Raw genomic sequence first — 20341 nt, 5'->3', positions numbered from 1 at the left:
TCATTTCATGTTTTTCAGGTACAGGAGGATATCGTCGTACAGCCCTGCTTCGTTGGCGTACAGGGCAAAGTTCTTGGCCACGGAAAACCATTCCCGTGTACTGGCCCGGTGGCGCTTGGCCGCTGCCAGCAGGTCTTTGGTGCGGATGGGCTGGGGAATGCCGTCTTTGAAGGATTCTTCCAGTTTCGCTTCCACCGCCATATCGATCACCGCTTCGATGTCGGCGCCGGAGAACTCGGGGATTTGTTTGCTGATGGCTTCATAATCCACCTGTTCCACCGGTTTGTTCTGCAATTTCTTTTGCAGCATGGCCGTGCGCGCGGGCTGGTCTGGCGGGGGAACGAAAATCATCCTGTCGAACCGGCCCGGCCTGCGAAACGCGGGGTCCATATGCCAGGGCGTATTGGTGGCGCCCAGGATAAGGATGCCGGAATTGTCGTATTCCACACCATCCAGCTCCTGTAAAAACTGGTTGATGAGCTGGCGGCCGGCAGATTGCTTCATATCGTTCCGGTTGGCGCCGATGGCGTCTATCTCGTCGAAGAAAAGCACGCAGGGCGTATTGTCGCGCGCGTATTCGAAAATACGGTGAAGGTTTTTTTCGCTGTTGCCGAGGTACATATCGAGGATCTCGTTGAGCCCCACATTAATGAACCGCGCGTTTACCTGTCCGGCAGTAGCCTTGGCGATCATGGTTTTGCCGCATCCCGGCGGGCCGTACAGCAAAATGCTGCCGCCCGTCTTTTTCCCGTAGGCCTTGTACAGTTCCGGGTGCTGCATGGGCCGGATGATCTTGACGTCGATCTCCTTTTTCACATGTTCCATCCCGCTCACGTCCGCAAACGTGATGTCGGGTTTTTGCATGAACATCGTGAGGTTATCTTCGTCGTACTCATCATCGTCGCCACCCATATCGTTCGTGAAACTGCGGACGCGCAACTTACTGTCCAGTTCAGGGTCCGAGAATTCGGGATGGATGTCCAGCAGCTGCTGATAGGTGCGGATGGCGGCATCCATATCGTTTTCCTTCAGCAGGGAGCGGGTATAGAGGAGGAGCACGTCCAGGTTATCGGGTTGGGTGCGCATGAGGTCTTCCAGGATCACATTGCAGGTGGCATAAGCGCCCTTGCGATAGTAAACCCTGGCCAGGCCGATCAGCGCCTTGTCGCCGGGAGCTTTGGCGAGGGCTTCGCGGAATTCCTGCTCGGCTTCGTCGAACCGGTCCATTTGCAGGAGGGTTTCGGCGAGATGGAGCCGGAGCGGCACATTGTCTGGCGAAAATTTCAACGCCTCGCGGAGGCTGTCGATCGTTTGTTGTGACATAATGGTGAAATCGGGAAATGATAGATGGTCAGATCAGTAATACGTCTATCCGGTGTGCCATGACGATCTGCGAGTCGGGCGACCAGGAAAAAACGGTGAAATATCCGTCCTGCGAAGCTACCAGCGCCTGTGCGTCGCGCTGGTCGTACACGAACTGCGCGGCGGAAAGGTGCCCGGTGCCGCCGAGGCGGGAAGGGTGCATGAGGAGCGGTTGGCGGTCGGTAACGGGCTCGGTGAGCAGTACTTCTTCGACAGGTTGGGAGTTGGCGGCCCGGGTGATCTTGGTGCCGAAGGCCAGCAGTTCGTGAAGATCGTTGATGACGGTGGCGCCGTCTACCGCCGTAAGCCCCGTGACATACGCCACTTCGCGGCGGAGCGCGTTTTGCCAGTAGATTTCGCTGGTAGGCTCGCCGTCTTGCCGGATGAGGTCGGCCACGCCGCTGAAAGCGGGGGATACGGGATAGGTGAGCGGCTGCACGATGGATTCTTTCCATTTATCGTGCTGGTGCGGCGTCACGAGGAGCGTCCCTCCTCGGCGGTGCGCCCGCATAGACACGGCGATCTGTATCAGCACGTTCACGGGGTGGTTCCACAGCGGCGAGGCGTGGATCCCCAGGAGCGAAGTGAGCATGTTCGGGCAATCGGTCCGGATGCCGCATTGTTCGTTGACCACTTTCACGGAATCGCCCTGCAGCACGGCCACGTTGATGAACTTGCCGAGCCCGGCGGCGCGGCGGTGCTTCACCACCAGGAGCCCCGGTTCGGAAACGTCCAGCACGAAGCAGTATTTCGGCAGGGTGAGGGTAGTGCCCCAAATCACCATTTCCCCGTTCTCTTCCCATACGCCCACATGCACGCCGGCCCGCTCCACGCCCGGCGCCAGCTTGGCCAGCACTTTGGGCGAATAGGGCAACCGGTGCTCGAAAAGCAGGGGCTTGCCCGCTTCCGTGGGTTGCAGAAATGCGATCGAGATGCGGGTAGGGAGGCCTTCCTCTTTCCGTAAACTGGCCCAGAAGGCCACGTCGATGATCTGTTCGATTTGCCGGGCCGTGGGCACGCTCGCCAGTCCTTCCTCGTCCTGCTGCGCCCGGGCTTCGTCCAGGTGCCGCAAAAAATGCTGCTCGATCGTCCCGGCTACTTTAGCGGCCGCCTGGTAGGTGGTGCCGTTCTTCCATTCCATATGCACGTTTCTTGGAGGTGCTAATTTAGACTTTTTCGGGGCAATCAGGCATGTCACATTACCTAAACCAGTAAATTATCCCGGATTATCCCGCACATCGCCCCATCCCGCCCGTTTTTTACCTATCTTGTCCGGATATCGCCCAGCAATCGTCATGAAGCGCGCCAACAGCCTTATTTCCTGTCTGCTATTTTCGTGGATCACAGCATCGGCACAGTCTGCACAGCAGCCCTACATTCTCAACGGCTCCGCTACGCAGCAGAGCTGCAACTGCTATGTGCTCACGCCCGACCAGCTGCAATCCAGCGGCTCGGTGTGGAATAAAAACAAAATCAGCCTCCTGCAGTCTTTCGATTATACGTTCGAAATTTATCTCGGCTGTAAAGACCAGGCCGGGGCCGACGGGATGGGCTTCGTGCTGCAGACCAAAGGCACGAACCTCGGCGGCAACGGGCAGGGACTGGGCTTCAAGGGGATTTCCCCTTCAGTGGGCATCCTCGTCGATACCTGGCACAATGCAGACGAAAACGATCCCGCGTTCGATCATCTATCCATCCAGATCAATGGCGTATCCAACCACGCGGCGCCGGAAAACATCGCCGGGCCCACGCAATTGCTGGCCGGGAAAGATAATATCGAAGACTGCCAATGGCATCTTTTCCGCATCCGGTGGAACGCAACGGCGCATCAACTGGACGTTTGGGTAGACGGACAGCTCCGCCAGTCGGTCGTGAAGGACCTGGTGGGCGAAGTTTTCGGTAACGACCCGATGGTGTTCTGGGGCTTTGCCGCCGCCACCGCGGGCGCTTCCAACCTGCAGCAATTCTGCGCGGCGCTTCGCCCGAAATTCCAGTTCAACGGTGGCCAGATTTTCTGCGACGGAACGCCTGTTACCTTTCTCGACAATTCCAGTTCGTTCGGCCGCATCACGCGCTGGTACTGGGATTTGGGCGATGGTACCCAACTCCGTGATCCGCTTCCGCCGCCGCATCTCTATCCCGAAGCGGGGAAATATGAAGTGAAGATGGTGATTGAAGACAATAGCGGATGCATTTCCGATACGCTGAAAAACACCGTGACGATCGGTTCCTATCCCGAAGCGGATTTCGGGCACGACACCCTCTGCACCGGCGCCCCGCTGCAGCTCAACGACGCCTCCACGGTGGAAGTGGGCACCCTCGGCAAATGGCGCTGGGATTTCGGCGGCGGCAAAACCAGCACGGCGCAGCATCCGGTGGCGCCGTATACCACGCCCGGAACGTATTCCGTAACCCTGGAAACCACGTCCGAAGAAGGTTGCGGCGATGCCGTCACGAAAGATATTACCGTTTACCCCACCCCCGAAATCTCCGCCACGGCAGCGCACGCCTGCATCGGGGAACCGACCATACTGCGGGCCGCCAATCGCACGCCGGCCATTACGATTGCCGATTGGTACTGGGAAATCGACGGGAAAGAAACCATTCACCGGCAAAACACAGCCTTCCGCTTTCCGGAGCGGGGCACCTACGCCGTCACCGCGCAGGCTATTTCCGATGACGGATGCGCCGCGAAACCCATCGCCCTGGAAGCGAAAGTGACGGACATCGGGCTGGAGGCAGGGCGCGATACGGTGGTTTCCCGCGGACAGCCCCTCCAACTGCACGCCGTGGCCACAGGCACCAACCTGCAATACCGCTGGTGGCCCTCCACAGGGCTCAGCGATCCTTCGTCGCCGGAAACCATCGCCGTTCCGGACAGGGACCAATTGTACCGGCTGACCGTCCGTTCACCGGAAGGTTGTGTGCAGGAAGACGAATTGATGGTGAAGGTGTATACTGGCCCGGAATTCTACGTCCCTACCGGTTTTACGCCGAATAACGATGGGGTGAACGACCGCTTCCGCGTGATCGCGCCGGGCGTTACGCAACTGTCTTTTTTCAGGGTGTGGGACCGTTGGGGCAAGATCGTCTGGGAATCGAAATCGCTGTCCGATCACTGGAACGGCGAAGTGAACGGCAGCCCGGCGTCTGCCGGTACTTACGTCTGGATCGTGGAAGGAACGGATTATACGGGAAGGAAATTCAGTCGCCGGGGAACGGTGACCCTCATCCGCTGATTCCTTACATTTGCCTATGCTGCAACTGCAAACCATTCACCATATCGCTATCATCTGCTCCGACTATCACCGTTCGAAACGGTTTTACACGGAAGTGCTGGGGTTTTCCGTCATCGCCGAACATTACCGCGCCGCGCGGGACTCCTGGAAGCTCGATCTCGCCCTCAACGGAATATATACCATCGAACTTTTCTCTTTCCCGGAACCACCGCAACGGGTTTCATCGCCCGAAGCGCGGGGATTGCGACATCTCGCGTTTTCCGTCCAGGATATCGATGCGGCGGTGAAAAGCCTCGCCGCGCAGGGCGTCGCCTGCGAGCCGGTGCGCATCGATGAATTCACCGGGAAAAAATTCACTTTCTTCACGGATCCCGACGGCCTTCCGCTCGAGTTGTACGCGTCCTGATCAGAACAGCAACGCCGCCGGATGCTGCCAGTTGCCGCGATACGGGCGCTGGAGGAGTGCCGTGGCTTCGCGGTCGTTTTTGATGATGCGGCTTTTGGGATCGTAGATCACCGGCCGGCCGGTTTGCATGGAAATATTGGCGAGGATGCAGCTGGCCGTGCTGATGTGCCCTTCTTCGATATCGGCCACGGGTCTGCCTTTGCTGGTAATGGCTTCGAGGAAGTTGAGCATGTGGAGCCGGGTGGCCGGTGCGGCGTTCAGCTCGATGCCTTTTTCGTTGACGTCTTCCGGGTATTTTTCCTTTTCGTACACCACATCTTTATGGACGGGCTCGCCCTGGCCCTGCGGCGTGAAGTCGTAAGACATGGTACTGGCTCGCAGGGTGCCTTTTTCCCCGTAAAGCGTAAATGCCCAGGGGTACTTGGGATCGGCCGGCGTGCCCCAGGAACGGTGTTGCCAGGTGCAGTTGAGGCCGTCGTACTCGAAAATGGCGGATTGCGTGTCGGCGATATTCGATTTGCCCTCTTTCTGCACGTAAATGCCGCCGGTGGAACTGATGCGATTGGGCCATCCGAGCTGCAACATCCAGCGGACGGTGTCGAACATATGGATGCACATATCGCCCATGATGCCGTTGCCGTATTCCATGAAGGTGCGCCACCAGCGGATGTGCGGCAGGCCGTCGAACGGCCGGAGGGGCGCAGGGCCGGTCCACATGTCATAATCGAAATGATCGGGAACGGCCTGTACGGGCGGATTGCCGTTGGCGCGCATATGATAGTAGCAGCACATTTCGACGTGATGCACCTTGCCTAAAAGCCCTGCGTCCACGATATTCTTTTTCGCGTCGATGAGATGCGGGGTGCTCTTGCGCTGGGTGCCCACCTGCACCACTTTGCCGTATTTCCGCGCGGCCGCCACCATGGCTTCGCCTTCCAGTACATCCACACTGATCGGTTTCTGGACATATACATTGGCGCCCGATTTGAGGGCGGCGATGGTTTGCAGCGCATGCCAATGGTCGGGCGTGCCTACGAGCACGATATCGAGCTGGTTTTCAGACAGCAATTTCCCGAAGTCGCGGTAAAGCTTAGGCGTTTTGCCGGATTTCTGGCGTTGCGATACCAGCACGGCGGCTTCCTTCAACTGGTTTTCATCCGCATCGCACAGGGCGATCACTTCTACCGGCGCCACCTGTATCAGCCGGAAAAGATCGCTTTTGCCGTACCAGCCGGTACCGATGAGCCCAACGCGGTAAGGTTTGGAAGGGTTGATGACATCGAGGCCGTATGCGCCGAAGGTGGAAAGCGCCAGCGCCGCGGTAGCCCCTTTCAGAAAATGACGGCGGTTGATATGGAATTGGGTCATGACGTGGAATTTGGATTGATGTCCTTAAAAATAAAGAATTGGCGGGAGGCATGCAAGGGGGAAAAAATAAGCGGTCGCCGGAACCGGCGACCGCTGTTCATTGTGCTAAAAGGGGATGTATATGCAAATCATCAATCCGCTTTCGTATCCACCGCGTCTTTCGCCGGCTCGTTCCTTTCCGTTCCCACATATCCCTTGTTCTGGTTGATCACGCCGTGCACGTTCGCCTGGATAGACTTGGCAGGCACGGGCCAGAAAATGTGGTAGGGGCTGATCGTGAATTTATCACCGTGATTGGTCACGATCCCCAGGCGGTAGAAGTCGTTTTTGGCGATCACGCGGTCGTAAAAGAAGTTATCGTCGGACAGGCGGTCCATCGTGTAGGTTTTACCGTTAGGCGCGGCTTTGCCCGTTCTGGCGAAGATGATCGACATGCGGGTCAGCTCCGTTTTCCGCGGTTCTTCGAAAAACAGTTCGCGGGCCCGTTCGTCGAGGATGGTGCCGATGTCCAGCGTTCCCGTGAAAGGCGCGCAACCGGCGCGGGTGCGCACCTGGTCGAGATCGGCGATCGCGGGGCCGGTCTGGCCTTTCCAGTAATAAGCTTCCGCGCGCAGCAGGTACGTTTCGGCGAGCCGGAAGATGTACCAGTCGGAATGGCCGCCCTGCATGGGGGAGTTTTCCGTATCCGGCACAAAAATCTTGTAATGCGGCCAGCCGAACCAGCAGCGGATAGTGTCCGTACACAGAATGCCGCCGGCGGCGTTGCGGAGCTGGAGGGGCTTCAGGTAATTGGCGTCGTTGCTGTTCTTGAGGCCCATATCGTTGTACACGAGATCTTCCATGTTCATCCAGTTGCCTTTGGCGTGGCGGAGATCGTTGGGATCGTTCCAGATTTCATAAAGGCTGTAAGGCGTGGGGCGGCAACGTCCGATCCCGCGGCCGTACAAACTGCTTTGCACGAATTCGGGGTTCACGTTGTCGTTCGTACCTTTTTTACCCGACGGCGTGGAGATGTTGGAGCCCCAGAAGGGTACGGCCTGCCGCATGATGCGCATCCCGCCGTCGAACCCGCCGTCGCCGAACCTATCGATCACGAGGAAGAGCCCTTCCCGGTTTTCGCCGATCGATTTATTCTCGGGTCGGTGCAGGTCCCAGATCACGTTTTTCTTCGTGGCGCCGAAAGGCTGGCGCATGAGGGAATACGCGCCACCGTCGATCACGGCGCTGGCCGAAGCGATGGCGTCGTCGAACTTGCCCAGGGCCAGGTTCACTTTGGTGAGCAGGTGGAGAACGGCGCCTTTGGTCACTTCCCCGCGGGCCACGTTGTCGGTAACCCAGTCTTTGGCGGAATCCAGGTCTTTTTTGATGTATTCGAGGATGACGTCGCGCTTCGTGGAGTTGAAATCCGTCCGCGGAGAAACGATTTCCTTCATGGGCGCGGGCACATCGCCGAACTGCATGCAGAGCCGGTAATAGCGCAATGCACGGTGGAAGTAGGCGGAACCGAGGATGGCATTGCGTTCTGCCGCGCTGGCGTACTTCGCGTTGTCGATCCTGGAAATGATGGTATTGGCGTATTTGATGCCTTTGTAGCCTTCGCTCCAGTAATGGTAGATGCGGGCGCGGTCTGCACTGTTTTCGTTGGCGCCGTCGGGCGTGATGAGCAGGTTGAGGTCTTGCGGCGGACCGGATTTGTCCGTTACGCCTTCCACCGTCACTTCGGAAAACAGCATTTCGGTGAGGATGGGCGGATTGTCGCCGTAATACTCGATCCTGGCGTTCCTGGCGCAGGCTACGAGGCCGGCGCGCATGGCGGCGGCGTCAACGAAAGTTTCGTCGGGTTCGTAGAAGGAAAGCGGTTTGGGCACGAGCCAGTCTTTCCCGCAGCCGGTTGCTATGGTAAGCGCCCCCGCTATCAGGACGGCAGCGCCGGTATATTTGAAGTTCTTACGCATGATGTTTCTTTTTTTCAACTCGTTAAAAAGTAGCATTGATACCCAGCGACCAGTTCCTGGCCGGCGGCGTGTTGCCGTATTCGGCGTCCCAGAACATCCAGTCGGGCTGGTAAATGGCGGCGTTGCTGACGTTCCCGTAAACTTTCAGGGAACCGATGCCGATCATTTTGCTGATTTCCTTCGGAACGGAATAGGCCAGCGCCACGGTGCTCAGGCGGATGAACGAAGCTTTCCGCCAGTTGGTGAAACTGAGGCTGCCGTTGTTGGAGAACAGGCGGGCATGATCGTCGATCTGGTTTTCGGGCGTCCAGTAGGGGAGCACGTAGGAATTCTGCCGGTCGATGAAGCCGGTGTTGTTCTTGGCCTGGTTGTATTCCTTGTAATGGCCCCAATGGCTGTACAGCATGAAGGAAAGCGAGATGCCTTTATAGGAAAAATCGTTGCGGAGCGTCCATTGGTAGCGGGGGGAGCGGTAGCCGAGGAACTGGCGGTCGTCGTCAGAATATTTGCCGTCGCCGTTGGTGTCTTCCAGCTTGAAATCGCCGGGTTTCACGCCGAATTTCTTCGCTTCGTCGGCTTCGGAAGTTTTCCAGACGCCGAGCACTTTCATGTCCCAAATTTCTTCGATATCCCGGCCGATGAACCATTTGTTGGCCCGGTCGTCGGCTTCTTTCATGACGATCTTCCCGTCTGGCCCTTTCACCGGCGCGGGGCCATAGAGGCTCACGATGCGGTTGCGGTTGGTGAAGAAGTTGAGGTTCGTTCCCCATTCGAAATCGGGCGTTTTCACGTTCACGCTGCTGAGGTTCAGCTCGATCCCCTGGTTCTGGACTTCACCGAGGTTGGAGATCACGTTGAAATAGCCCGTTACGTCAGAAATAGTGCGGTTAACGATAAGGTCGGTCGTGATTTTCTTGTATACTTCGATGGTACCCGTGAGCCGGTTGTTCAGCACGCCGAAATCGAGCCCGAGGTTGTACGATTTGCTTTTTTCCCATTTGAGGAGCGGGTTGGGCATGCGGTTGCCGTAGAGTTGCGATACGAGCACGATGTTGCCGTTGGGCATGATGTACTGGTATTTTCCGGTGGAAAGGTCTCCCAGCGCCACGTACCGCCCGATGTCGCGGTTGCCGTTCACGCCCCAGGAGGCGCGCAGTTTGCCGAAGTCGAGCCAGGGCAGGTTTACGAAATTCTCCTTGCTGAACACCCATCCCAGGCCGATGGAGGGGAAATTGGCCCGCGGGTTCGCCTGTCCGAAGGCGGAATATCCGTCGCGGCGGATAGACGCCGTCAGCATGTATTTCTGTTTCCAGGCATAATTTAGGCGCCCCATGAGCGCGTCTCCCGTGGCCAGGGAGTCGAAGCTGCTGATCACGGGTTTGATGCCCGCGCCGATGTTGTGCCAGGAAAGGTTATCGTTCGGGTCGAAGCCTTCGTTTTCCATCTGGTTTCGCCAGCTCTGGTATTTTTCAGCGTTGTACAGGAACGTGACGTCGAAGTCATGATCGCCGTAAGTCTTGTTCCAGCGGAGGATGTTGTCGATCTGCCAGTTGAAGAAATCCTGCTGCCGGCGAACGGCGTACCCGCGCCGCGCCGCATACCGGAAATCCTTGGCCAGGTTGGCGTTGAAGTATTTTCCCCATTCGAAGTTCGGCGTAAAATTCACCTGGTAGGAGAACCCGTAGCCAAGATCGCCCTTGGCGTACAGGCTGCCGAACAGCGTGTGGAACTTCTGCAGCCGGTCGGTATATTCATAATTGAGGAAGGGATTGGTGTTGTTGCCGATGTCGTCGTTCGGACTATCGCGCAGCGTCACCCCGTCGTCTTTGTATTTTTCTCCCCACGGACTGGCGTTGATCATCTGTCCCCAATCCACCGTCACCTGGCTTTCATCCCTGTCGGCGAATTGCATGTTAATGCCGATGGTGGCCCATTTGGCGGCTTTGGTCTCGATATTGATGCGGGTGCGGAAAGTCTTGAATTTATCGCCGAGGATCACGCCTTCGTTGTTCGTATATCCCGCGGAAATGTAATACGACGTATTGTCCGTTCTGCCGCCTACGCTGATCGTATGATCGTTGCGGAGGCCTTTCTGGAACATCTGGTCGTACCAGTTGGTTTGCTTGCCGGCTTTGTAGTTTTTAACTTCCAGCGATAGGATCTTCAGGCGGTTCAGCCAGATGTCGACGGGGTCGCCCTGCGAGTTGTCATAGGCTTTCCATTGGTCGATGGTGATATCTGAGGGGAGCTGACGGGGATCGTCGAACTGATAAGGCTTTGCGTTGGCGTTCATGCTTTTGAGCACGTCTGTGCGCCAGTGCACGAAACCCGGCCCGTCGTACAGCGGCTGGTCCATGGCGAGGGTGGCGAGGCCGATGTTGCTGTTGAGCGTTACCTGGGGCTTGCCGGAGGAGCCTTTCTTGGTGGTGATCAAGACCACGCCTGCGGCGGACTTGGCACCGAAAACGGCCGCGGCGCTCGCGTCTTTGAGGACGTCTATCGTTTGAATATCATTCGGGTTAATGTCTGACAATGCGCCGGGGTAGATGACACCGTCGAGCACGAGGAGCGGTGCGCTGTTGGCGTTGAGGGAGGAGCGGCCGCGGATCTGCAGGTCGCCGCCGCCTTTGGCGGAGTTGGAGGACGTCACGGAAAGACCGGGAACATTTGCCCGGAGCGCGTCCTGGACGGTGGCTGGATTTTCGTTCTCAAGTTTGCTCACCTGTACCTGCGCCACGGCGCCGGTGAGGTCCGATTTTTTACGGGTGCCATATCCCACTACTACGAGCTGGTCGAGCTGCGTGGCATTGTCTTGCAGGATAATGTTCCACGAGTTGGTGGAGGCGACCGGCACTTTGAGCGGTTGGTAGCCGATGAAGGTGAAAATGAGCACGGCGTTGTCGGGCACGGCGGTGAGGGAGAATTTGCCCTGCGCGTCTGTGGTGGTGCCTTTGGTGGTGCCTTCGATGGCGACGGTAACGCCGGGGAGTGCGGCGCCGGATTTGTCGCGGATTACGCCGCTGATGTCTTTGACGACCCGGAGGGAAGTTTTGGAAACGTTTGCATACATGCCGCTGGCGGCGGGGATTCCGGCTGATAGCGCGAGTAGCAGGGCGCAGCAGGCCGGGGAGGTCCAATAAGGCCTCCTTCCGATACGCATTGTCATGGTGAATCAGATTAAGGATTTAGAAATGGTAATATCGACGTGTTAGTGTTAAATGTGCTGTGTGAAATGGTCAAACAGGCTTGTTTGGCCAATGTCAGTTTTAAACGTGAAAAAATAAATTACCGCAAACGTGATGTAATTTGATCCGAACGGACCAATACCAGTTTTCAATACGTGATCAAATAGCAATCGTCTGTGTGTCGTGTTTTACAATATGGTTCGAATAGCGGGTAACGGAAATGATTGTTTAACGTGAAAAAATTATATTACTGCAATCGTGATTTTTCAATGTTCTTTTGCCAAATTAGTATTTGCAATCGATTTAACTTTACACAAGGGGTGAAAAAAGTCTACTACAACGTTTGAAATCGTTTATTGAAATATGAAAAGGGGAGTAACGATCAAAGATATTGCGCGGAAATTGAATATGTCTGTGTCAACGGTATCCAAAGCATTGAATAACGACGCTACGATCAGTTCGCTGACGAGCGAGCGGGTGAAGGCGCTGGCGCGGGAGTTGAACTACATTCCCAATGAGGCGGCGCGGCATTTCAAGCTGAACCGCACGTCTACGCTGGGCCTCATCGTTCCCGACATTCTCGACCAATATTATGCTTTCGCGGCCAACGGCGTGGAAGCGGCGGCGGAGGAAAGGGGGTATCATGTGATGCTGGCGCAGTCGCGGGAAGACGAGCAGAAGGAAGAAAGGATCATCGACCTGATGATCCGCAACCGGGTAGACGGTGTGGTGGCGGCGATTTCGAAGACGCGGACGGATATGGTGCCTTATCAGAAGTTATTGTCGATCGGGATCCCGGTGGTGTGCATTGGCCGGGAGCCGGCCACGCCGGAGTTCGACTTCGTGTCGAGCAACAATATGGAGGGTGGCCGCCTGGCTACGGATTTCCTCATTCGCCAGGGCCACCGGCATATTGCGCATTTGCGGGGGCCGGAGGGGATGCGGACGGGGAATGCGCGGTACGAGGGGTATAAGCTGGCGTTGGAGCAGCATGGCATTCCGTTGCGGGAAGAATTGGTGGAAGTGGTGGATTTTTCGCGGGAGCATACGGAAGCGGCGCTGGCGCGGATGTTGGCGTTGGAAGTACCGCCCACGGCCGTGTTCGCATTCAAGAATTACATGGCGCTGGACGGGATCGCTTTTTTAAAGAAATACCATCCGCAGCTGGTGGATGTGATGCCGTTTACGGGGTTCGGTAACCTGCCGATCCTCGATTACCTTGACCATAAGCCGGCGGCGTCTATCGAAGAAAGTTCCCACGAAATGGGGCTGGAGGCCGCGATGCAGTTGTTTTCCCGGATACGTGAAGGGGAAGGCGAGGAGCAATCGGCCCGGAGTATCCAATTGCCCTGCAAACTGGTGGTGCATGTTTGAGTTGGTTTGTTTTCTGGACGAAGCAGCGCCAGCGGATATTCCGATTGATTTTTCTATAGGATGCCGTTGAATGCAGCCAATGGCCGCGGCATCACCCATGGATGGCCCTGCAGGTGGTGTTGCCTGTTAAAGCAGGTTTAGTTTTCCGGACGAAGCAGTATTGTTGGCTGTGCCGATTTTTCTATAGGATGTCGTTGCATGCAGTCAATGGCTGCGGCATCACCCGCAGATTTACAGTGGGAATAATTTTGGCGGCTGCCGCAGCGATCGTATATTCAGAAAACCCGTCATCACGCATTAAAGATCCAACATGTTATACGAATTACAGGCGCGCGCCGAGATGGAAACCTGGAAGCTCCGCATGCGGAAGGCGCCTAGCATGGTGCAGCGGCTGTCGCGCACCCTACAGGCGCGGGTGAACCGGATCATCCCTGAAAAGGTGCATCGTGCCATCACGGCCACGATCCGGGAGATGGTGCGCGGGGTGCTGTTCGGGTCGAAGTATACGGTGCCGGGTAAACAGGAATATGCGTCTTTTGCGGAAATGGAAGCCGCTGTGAGAAAGCGGATTGGTTACTACAAGCATACGGCCGCGGCGGAAGGCGGGGTCACCGGCGCCGGGGGGATCCTGCTGGGATTGGCGGATTTCCCGATCCTGTTGTCCATGAAATTAAAATTGCTGTTCGACATCGCTACTATGTACGGTTTTGATGTGAAAGATTACCGGGAGCGATTGTACATCCTGTTGATTTTCCAGCTGGCTTTCAGCAGCCAGGACCATCGGCGGAAAGTGTTTTCGCAGATGGAAGACTGGGCCCGCAGGGCGGAAACGCTGCCGGAAAAGGAGGAGTCCTTTGACTGGAGGGCCTTTCAGCAAGAATACCGCGATTATCTCGACATCGCCAAGATGGCGCAGCTGATGCCTGTGATCGGTGCGGCGGTGGGTGTTGTCGTGAATTACCGGCTGGTGACGAAACTGGGCGAAACGGCGATCAATGCTTACCGGATGCGGTTGTTGCGGTAATCGCTCACGATTACATCAAGGGGAGCTTTCCAGGAAAACCCACGTACACATAATATATAAGTGGATCATGACGGCTTCAGAGCAATGGAAGCCTTTCCGGTTGCCGGATCGAAGGGTACGGAGCTATGCACGTGCCGGATCAGCCATTTTTCGGGATCCTTTACGTAACATGCCGTTTCCCGCCACCACATATCCAGCTTATCGCCTTGTACCGTTTCCGCTACAATATGGTTCTTTGTAGCACACCAGGCCAGGTTGCTTTCCTCTTCGACATGGATCACCTGTATCTCGAAATCGATCACCCGGGCCAGGGACCCCAGCCATTCGCTGAGCCTGTTTCGTAGTGCGTCGGTTCCCTGGTACTGGAAATCCTTCACTACGTCGAACATCACCACCTGCGGATGGTAAAACGCTACCGCAGTTTCAATATCACTTTCTTTCACGGCCGTTTCGCGCGCTTTGACAGATTGTACAATATCCATGGATGTCGGTTTTGATGCAGTGGTATACTGCAAAAACCTTTCCGGAGCCTGGTGCAATCTTTAATTTCGTCGAATATCACTACTTGTGCGGATAGTATATTGCTACCGCAGTTTATATATCACGGCCGTTTCGCGCGCTTTGACAGATTGTACAATATCCATGGATGTCGGTTTTGATGCAGTGGAATACTGCATAAACCTTTCCGGAGCCTGGTACAATCTTTAATTTCGTCGAACATCACCACCTGCCGATAGTACTACGCTACCAAAGTTTCAATATCACTTTCTTTCACGGCTGTTTTGCGCACTTTAATGTACTACAAGAAACATGTTTTTAATTTTTGATACAAAGGGAAGTATTAAAAGCCTTTCCGGAACCTGGGCGAAATGTGGCCGTTTCATTGTAGCACAGCGATTAAAAATCTTTCCGGAACCTGGTGAAACACTTCCGTTATGTTGATGCATTGGAATCAAAAACTTTCCGGAACCAGACGCAATACTGCTGAGCGAACATCAGTAAACCAAGCCCAATACCGGCATCGGACAGTCAATAGTTCCGGGAACCTATTGCTTAGCCGCTGGAACAGCAATTCCTGAAGTAATTCGCGCGACGCGCCTGCTACATAGAAAATCACCTTAGGATACCAGCCTGGGCAACCAACAATCCCCGCCAGAAGATCAAACCACCAAAATCCCCCGGAAACCGCGCGCCCCGTAATACGATTCCGCGCCGTTGTGATACATGAACACCTTGTTATACCGGCGGTCGCAGAAGATGGCGCCGCCCAACTCACGGATATCGTCCGGGGTTTTGACCCAGCTCGAGGTTTTCAGGTCGAATTCCCCAAGCTCCTGCAATGCACGATATTGTGCTTCGGTGAGTATGGTGATGCCTATTTCGTTCGCCATGTCGATAGCGCTCGTTTTGGGCTTGTGCTCTTTCCTGGACTGGAGGGCTTCATAGTCGTAACAAGTGCTCCGCCGGCCTTTGGGACTTTCGGGGGCACAGTCGCAGAATGTGATTTCGCCGGATTTTTTATCGAATCCGATCACATCCGGCTCGCCGCCGGTTTCCTCCATCTCGTTCAGCGACCATAACTTCGCCGGGTGCGCTTCGACCCTTTCCTGGACTTTACTCCAGTCGATCCCCTTGTGACGCCGCATGTTTTTCTCGAAGCGGGCCTTCAGGGTTTTGAGCAGCGCATCCCGCTGGTCTGCGGTTAACTTCTTTTTGCTGTTGGGTGTGGTGGGCATATCATCAGGATTTTAACAGTAGATAATGGTATGTAAAACTGTATCAAATGTAATCAACCCCACACGAAATTTCACGTGTATAGATACATGAATTATCCGCCAGCTGGTTTGATCTTACACCGTTTCCTGCTTTGGTTGCTGGTTTGGGAGCCCACGGCAGCTCCAGCCAATAACAATGAACAGACCTTGCCCGCTCCGGTTCCAAATCGAGGGCAACGTTGGCCTTGCCGCCGATCGTTTCGTTCAGCACCATTTTCAACAGCCACATAACTTCCTCCCCAAACATATCCGCTTGCAGAAAATTCGATTTTCGCGGCAGATCGTTCATGCAAGCCCGCCTGCAGGAAAGATCAACTCCCATGATCGTTTTTGAAGTTTGATTTTCAGTGAATATAAGTGTTGCGACCATACAAAAATTATTTCCTCCGGAATTTTGGCTTGCCATTTTTCAAATTGATATATAAACCATCGGCGGTACAAAATGGCCAGCCATGAACAGCGATCTTCTTGAAATATTCCCCCTTTTCCCCGAAATTCGCGGCTGATATGAAAGTCTGTATAGCGGAAAAACCGAGCGTTGCGCGCGACATTGCCGAAGTGTTGGGCGCCAAAACCCGGAAAGATGGATATTATGAAGGGAACGGGTTCCAGGTCACCTGGACCTTCGGGCACTTCTGTACCCTCAAGGAACCGCACGACTATTCCCCCCACTGGAAATACTGGTCGCTGTCCGACCTGCCCATCATCCCCGCCCAGTTCGGCATCAAACTGATCGAAAACAACGGGGTGGAAAAACAGTTCCGCGTCATCGAAACCCTCATCCAGCAATGCGAAGAGGTCATCAACTGCGGTGACGCCGGCCAGGAAGGGGAGCTCATCCAGCGATGGGTACTCCTCAAAGCCCGCTGCGCCGCGCCCGTAAAACGCCTCTGGATATCCTCGCTTACCGAAGAAGCCATCAGAAACGGGTTCCAGTCCCTCAAAGACGCCGCCCAATACGATAACCTCTACGCCGCCGGCAGCGCCCGCGCCATCGGCGACTGGCTCCTCGGCATGAACGCCACCCGCCTTTTCACCAAGAAATTCGCCCAGGGCAAGGCCGTTCTTTCCATCGGCCGCGTCCAGACACCCACGCTCGCCATGATCGTGGCCCGCCAGAAAGAGATCAACGCCTTCGTTTCAGCCGAATACTGGGAACTGAAAACCATCTATAAAAAAGTAGAATTCACAGCCGCCATTGACCGGATCGTAGTCGTGGAGCGCGCCGAAAAAGGGCTCGCCTATCTCAAGGAACACCCCTTCGAGATCACTTCCTTCGAGAAAAAAGAAGGAAAGGAAGGCAATCCCCGCCTGTTCGACCTCACCGCACTCCAGGTGGAAGCCAATAAGAAATACGGCTACTCGGCAGACGATACCCTGCGGTACATCCAGAGCCTCTACGAAAAGAAGCTCGTCACCTATCCGCGTGTAGACACCACCTACCTTTCAGAAGACCTCCATCCCAAGATCGCCGGCATCCTCAAAGACCTGACGCCCTACGCAGCCCTCATCGCACCGCTGCTGGAAAAGCCCATCCCGAAACTCAAATCCGTGTTCGACGATAAAAAGGTGACCGACCACCATGCCATCATTCCCACCGGCATGTACCCCGAAAACCTGCATCTCGACGAAAAACGCATTTACGACCTCGTAGCCCGCCGCTTCATCGCCGCGTTCTACCCGGAATGTAAAATATCCAACACCACCGTGCTCGGCAAAGTAGGCCAGGTCGAATTCAAAGCCACCGGCAAACAGATCCTCGAGCCCGGCTGGAAGGAAGTATACGCCAACGACGCGCCCACGCCCAAAGAAGGCGACGAGCCCGCCGAAGAAGGCGAAAAGATCCTGCCCGTATTCGAAGTTGGGGAAAGCGGTCCGCACGAGCCCCGCATCCACAAAGGCAAAACCACACCGCCTAAACCATACACGGAAGCCACCCTGCTCCGCGCCATGGAAACGGCCGGCAAGCAGGTGGAAGACGAGGAAATGCGCGAAGTATTGAAAGACAACGGCATCGGCCGCCCTTCTACCCGCGCCAACATCATCGAAACCCTCTTCCGCCGCAAATACATCGAGAAGAAGAAAAAGAACATCTTCGCCACGCAAACCGGCATCGACCTCATCGATACCATCGAAAACGAACTGCTCAAAAGCCCTGAGCTCACCGGCGCCTGGGAACGCAAGCTGCGCCTCATGGAAAAAGGGGAATATGCCATGGACACCTTCCGGCAGGAGCTGACCGACATGGTGATCGCCCTCATCCGCGACGTGAAGAACAACACCGGCAAATCCATCACCATCGCGCCGGAACGGCCGCCCGAGCCCGAGAAAAAGGAAAAGGAAGCCAAGCCCAAAGCGCCGAAGAAACCCGCCGATCCCACCGCCGCCACCTGCCCGAAATGCAAGGCCCACCCCGTCAAAAAAGGGAATACCGCTTACGGTTGCGCCAACTTTGCCGCCTGCGGGTTCAAAATCCCGTTCGAACTGTTCGGCAAAAAACTGACGGACAAACAACTGGAAGACATCCTCACCAAAGGAAAAACGGGGAAAATCAAAGGCCTCGCCACGCCGGAAGGCGAAAAAGAAGGTCGCCTGGCGCTCGACGAACATTTCAACGTAGTGGTCCAGACTTCCTGAAAATTTTTACAACCATCTGCGAATCCGCGTGTTATAGAGTAGTATGTCGGCCAGGGGCCGGCTTAAACCGCTCTTTATGGCAAAACACTACCCTGTTTGTTTGTTACTTTTAGCCATGCTCCTATGTGAAAGCGCCCGGGCGCAGCAAGACGTGCAGTTCAGCCAGTATGTCTTCAATATGCTGAACGTAAACACGGCTTACGCCGGGTATCGCGGGGGCACCAGTTTCAACGCCATTTACCGGCGGCAATGGGAAGGCATTCCCGGATCGCCCAAATCTGCGGGCGCATCTATCGACTGGCTCACGCCGGCGGCGGAAGACCGCATGGCCCTCAGCGCCAATTTCCTGCATGAAGAGCTCGGGCCGCAAAAGACCCTCAGCGTGGGCGCAGGTTACACCTACCGCATCCCGCTCGACGCTTCCGGCGCCAGGCGCCTCTGCTTCGGCATCGGCGGCGGGTTCACGCAGTACCGGCTCGATGGCACGCTGCTGACCTACGTAGACGAGCACGATAACAGCATCCCCGTGACGAACGCCTCACACATCGAGCCGGACGCCAACTTCGGGGTCTATTACTATACGCCCAAATGGTACGCCACGGCCTCCATCCGCAACCTGCTGCAAACCACGGGGGTGAAGGGTTTTAACTGGAACGACGAATACTTCCGCACGCTGGAGCGCAATCCGCACCTCTACCTGGGCGCGGGAACGGTGATCAGCCTTGCGGAAAACTTCAAGCTGAAGCCGTCCTTCCTCTGGAAAGACGATTTCAAGGGCCCCAGTAACGTAGACCTTTCCTGCTTCCTGAATATCCACGAACTGGTGTGGATCGGCGGATCGTACCGCACCGGCATCCGCATCTGGGACGCATCGGGCAAAAACATGGACCTTACGAACCGCGACGCAGCGTCCGCCATGGTGGAATTCATGGCCGCAAAATGGCTGCGGGTCGGGTACGCATACGATTTTACCACCAGCGGGCTGCGGAACTACCAATCCGGCTCGCACGAGATTTCCATCAGCCTTTTCATGCCGAAAAAAGGCGTCCGGGAAGTCAGTCCAAGATATTTCTAATGGGTTAGCGGGTTACCATGCAACATGATTCCGGTCTGTTCAGAACAAAGATGTTTGGACAGGCCGGTTTTCGTTTGTCTTCTTTTTGCCGTTGGCAGGCTGGGGGAGGATGGCCGGTTGCTGGGAGATGGAAAGATGGACCGGCGGCAGCGGCGCTTCCGATGGGTTGATATGGAACACCGGCGTTTCGGCGTATCGTCCCGCCACAACGATCTCCGTTCCGTTGGCGTGCCGGCTGAAGAGGGAATGCACCAGGTCGGGGTCGTTATTGTCTTGCGACAGGTGAGACAGCAGCACGTGGCTCAGGTGCTTCGTGCGGTGGCGCAGGAAAACTTCCAGGGCTTCGTTGTTCGACAGGTGGCCGTGGCCCCCTCTGATCCGGTTTTTCAGGAAAATCGGGTAGCGCCCCTTGTCGAGCATTTCGGTGTCGTAATTGGTTTCGAGGAACGCGGCGTGGCACATGGAAAAATGGCGCGCCAGCTCGCCGCAGGGCCGCCCGATGTCCGTGAAAACGCCCACCCGCGCCTGGCCGCAGCTGATGAGGAAACTGTGGGGATCGGCCGCGTCGTGGTATTTGACGAACGGCTGGATGTGCAGGTCGCCGATTTCGATGGCCTCGCCCGCGCTGAAAGCCCGCCCTTCCAGCTGCATGCCGCTATGCCGGAGCGTGGCTTCAGTGATGAACACGGGGAGATCGTATTTTTTGCTCAACACGGGTATCCCGCGGATGTGGTCCACATGTTCGTGAGATACGACGATCGCTTTCACCTTTCCCATATCGAGCCCCAAACGCGCCATCCGGCGCTCGGTTTCCCGGCACGAAATGCCCGCATCCACCAGCACGGCCTCGCGGTCGTTCCCGATGTAATAACAGTTCCCGTTGCTGCCCGAATTGAGCGATGTGAAATAAAGCGACATGCTTTGCAAAGAAAACGAATTCA

At 56.0% G+C, this 20341-nt stretch carries 15 protein-coding genes and 1 pseudogene; 7 read left to right on the top strand and 9 right to left on the bottom strand.

The features are described 5' to 3' along the window. Positions 1–1323, bottom strand: a complete 1323-nt coding sequence (locus tag WJU22_RS20085; protein ID WP_341839956.1) for an AAA family ATPase — start codon at positions 1321–1323, stop codon at positions 1–3. Positions 1324–1351: 28 nt separating this feature from the next. Then, positions 1352–2503, bottom strand: coding sequence for a putative sensor domain DACNV-containing protein (locus WJU22_RS20080; protein WP_341839955.1), 1152 nt, complete (start codon positions 2501–2503; stop codon positions 1352–1354). 154 nt (positions 2504–2657) lie between these two features. Here WJU22_RS20080 and WJU22_RS20075 point away from each other — a divergent pair, with 154 nt between their 5' ends. Then, on the top strand, positions 2658–4601 hold the full coding sequence (locus WJU22_RS20075; RefSeq protein WP_341839954.1) for a lectin-like domain-containing protein: 1944 nt from the start codon (positions 2658–2660) through the stop codon (positions 4599–4601). Between the two features lie 19 nt (positions 4602–4620). Next, positions 4621–5007: a VOC family protein gene (locus WJU22_RS20070; RefSeq protein ID WP_425165460.1), complete on the top strand. Its 387-nt coding sequence runs from the start codon at positions 4621–4623 to the stop codon at positions 5005–5007. Here WJU22_RS20070 and WJU22_RS20065 read toward each other — a convergent pair whose 3' ends face one another. The 3 genes from WJU22_RS20065 to WJU22_RS20055 form a co-directional block, all read right to left on the bottom strand. Then, positions 5008–6375 (bottom strand): Gfo/Idh/MocA family oxidoreductase, encoded by a 1368-nt coding sequence (locus WJU22_RS20065; protein WP_341839952.1) that lies wholly within the window; start codon positions 6373–6375, stop codon positions 5008–5010. It lies immediately after the preceding gene. Between the two features lie 131 nt (positions 6376–6506). Then, entirely contained in the window at positions 6507–8330 is a 1824-nt protein-coding gene (locus WJU22_RS20060) for a RagB/SusD family nutrient uptake outer membrane protein (protein ID WP_341839951.1), read from the bottom strand. 22 nt (positions 8331–8352) lie between these two features. Then, entirely contained in the window at positions 8353–11496 is a 3144-nt protein-coding gene (locus WJU22_RS20055; protein WP_341839950.1) for a TonB-dependent receptor, read from the bottom strand. 382 nt (positions 11497–11878) lie between these two features. On the opposite strand from WJU22_RS20055, the pseudogene WJU22_RS27300 reads away from it, so the two are divergent. The 3 genes and pseudogenes from WJU22_RS27300 to WJU22_RS20045 form a co-directional block, all read left to right on the top strand. Beyond that, positions 11879–11971: pseudogene (locus WJU22_RS27300) on the top strand (LacI family DNA-binding transcriptional regulator); the annotation flags it as partial. Positions 11972–11992: 21 nt separating this feature from the next. Beyond that, positions 11993–12889 (top strand): LacI family DNA-binding transcriptional regulator, encoded by an 897-nt coding sequence (locus WJU22_RS20050; RefSeq protein ID WP_425165459.1) that lies wholly within the window; start codon positions 11993–11995, stop codon positions 12887–12889. 310 nt (positions 12890–13199) lie between these two features. Further along, positions 13200–13913 carry an EcsC family protein gene (locus WJU22_RS20045; RefSeq protein ID WP_341839948.1) on the top strand — a complete coding sequence of 238 codons (714 nt, stop codon included), beginning with the start codon at positions 13200–13202 and terminating at the stop codon, positions 13911–13913. A 65-nt stretch (positions 13914–13978) separates the two neighbouring features. On the opposite strand, the gene WJU22_RS20040 is transcribed toward WJU22_RS20045, so the two are convergent. The 3 genes from WJU22_RS20040 to WJU22_RS20030 form a co-directional block, all read right to left on the bottom strand. Continuing rightward, complete coding sequence (locus tag WJU22_RS20040; protein ID WP_341839947.1) at positions 13979–14395, bottom strand: YybH family protein; 417 nt, start codon at positions 14393–14395, stop codon at positions 13979–13981. Positions 14396–15073: 678 nt separating this feature from the next. Beyond that, entirely contained in the window at positions 15074–15649 is a 576-nt protein-coding gene (locus tag WJU22_RS20035; RefSeq protein ID WP_341839946.1) for a DUF4256 domain-containing protein, read from the bottom strand. A gap of 43 nt (positions 15650–15692) precedes the next feature. Then, complete coding sequence (locus WJU22_RS20030) at positions 15693–16058, bottom strand: hypothetical protein (RefSeq protein WP_341839945.1); 366 nt, start codon at positions 16056–16058, stop codon at positions 15693–15695. A 137-nt stretch (positions 16059–16195) separates the two neighbouring features. Between WJU22_RS20030 and WJU22_RS20025 the strand changes: the two genes are divergently transcribed. Both WJU22_RS20025 and WJU22_RS20020 read left to right on the top strand, forming a co-directional pair. Then, on the top strand, positions 16196–18325 hold the full coding sequence (locus tag WJU22_RS20025) for a DNA topoisomerase 3 (protein WP_341839944.1): 2130 nt from the start codon (positions 16196–16198) through the stop codon (positions 18323–18325). 76 nt (positions 18326–18401) lie between these two features. Beyond that, on the top strand, positions 18402–19400 hold the full coding sequence (locus tag WJU22_RS20020) for a type IX secretion system membrane protein PorP/SprF (RefSeq protein WP_341839943.1): 999 nt from the start codon (positions 18402–18404) through the stop codon (positions 19398–19400). Between the two features lie 39 nt (positions 19401–19439). Here the strand turns inward: WJU22_RS20020 and WJU22_RS20015 are convergent, their stop codons facing one another. Continuing rightward, complete coding sequence (locus tag WJU22_RS20015) at positions 19440–20318, bottom strand: MBL fold metallo-hydrolase (RefSeq protein ID WP_341839942.1); 879 nt, start codon at positions 20316–20318, stop codon at positions 19440–19442. Positions 20319–20341: the final 23 nt, after the last annotated feature.

Origin of the sequence: Chitinophaga caseinilytica (assembly GCF_038396765.1) — a bacterium.
GTDB classification, from domain to species: domain Bacteria; phylum Bacteroidota; class Bacteroidia; order Chitinophagales; family Chitinophagaceae; genus Chitinophaga; species Chitinophaga caseinilytica.
Note: the sequence above shows the minus strand (reverse complement) of the source record. Positions and strands in the feature narration are given on the sequence as shown.

Excerpts from the sequence above, each read along its gene's own strand:
- WJU22_RS20075 (WP_341839954.1), top strand. The coding sequence starts at position 2,658 with ATGAAGCGCGCCAACAGCCTTATTTCCTGTCTGCTATTTTCGTGGATC.
- WJU22_RS20065 (WP_341839952.1), bottom strand. The coding sequence starts at position 6,375 with ATGACCCAATTCCATATCAACCGCCGTCATTTTCTGAAAGGGGCTACC.
- WJU22_RS20055 (WP_341839950.1), bottom strand. The coding sequence starts at position 11,496 with ATGACAATGCGTATCGGAAGGAGGCCTTATTGGACCTCCCCGGCCTGC.
- WJU22_RS20035 (WP_341839946.1), bottom strand. The coding sequence starts at position 15,649 with ATGCCCACCACACCCAACAGCAAAAAGAAGTTAACCGCAGACCAGCGG.
- WJU22_RS20030 (WP_341839945.1), bottom strand. The coding sequence starts at position 16,058 with ATGGTCGCAACACTTATATTCACTGAAAATCAAACTTCAAAAACGATC.
- WJU22_RS20025 (WP_341839944.1), top strand. The coding sequence starts at position 16,196 with ATGAAAGTCTGTATAGCGGAAAAACCGAGCGTTGCGCGCGACATTGCC.
- WJU22_RS20060 (WP_341839951.1), bottom strand. The coding sequence starts at position 8,330 with ATGCGTAAGAACTTCAAATATACCGGCGCTGCCGTCCTGATAGCGGGG.
- WJU22_RS20020 (WP_341839943.1), top strand. The coding sequence starts at position 18,402 with ATGGCAAAACACTACCCTGTTTGTTTGTTACTTTTAGCCATGCTCCTA.
- WJU22_RS20085 (WP_341839956.1), bottom strand. The coding sequence starts at position 1,323 with ATGTCACAACAAACGATCGACAGCCTCCGCGAGGCGTTGAAATTTTCG.
- WJU22_RS20040 (WP_341839947.1), bottom strand. The coding sequence starts at position 14,395 with ATGGATATTGTACAATCTGTCAAAGCGCGCGAAACGGCCGTGAAAGAA.
- WJU22_RS20045 (WP_341839948.1), top strand. The coding sequence starts at position 13,200 with ATGTTATACGAATTACAGGCGCGCGCCGAGATGGAAACCTGGAAGCTC.
- WJU22_RS20015 (WP_341839942.1), bottom strand. The coding sequence starts at position 20,318 with ATGTCGCTTTATTTCACATCGCTCAATTCGGGCAGCAACGGGAACTGT.
- WJU22_RS20080 (WP_341839955.1), bottom strand. The coding sequence starts at position 2,503 with ATGGAATGGAAGAACGGCACCACCTACCAGGCGGCCGCTAAAGTAGCC.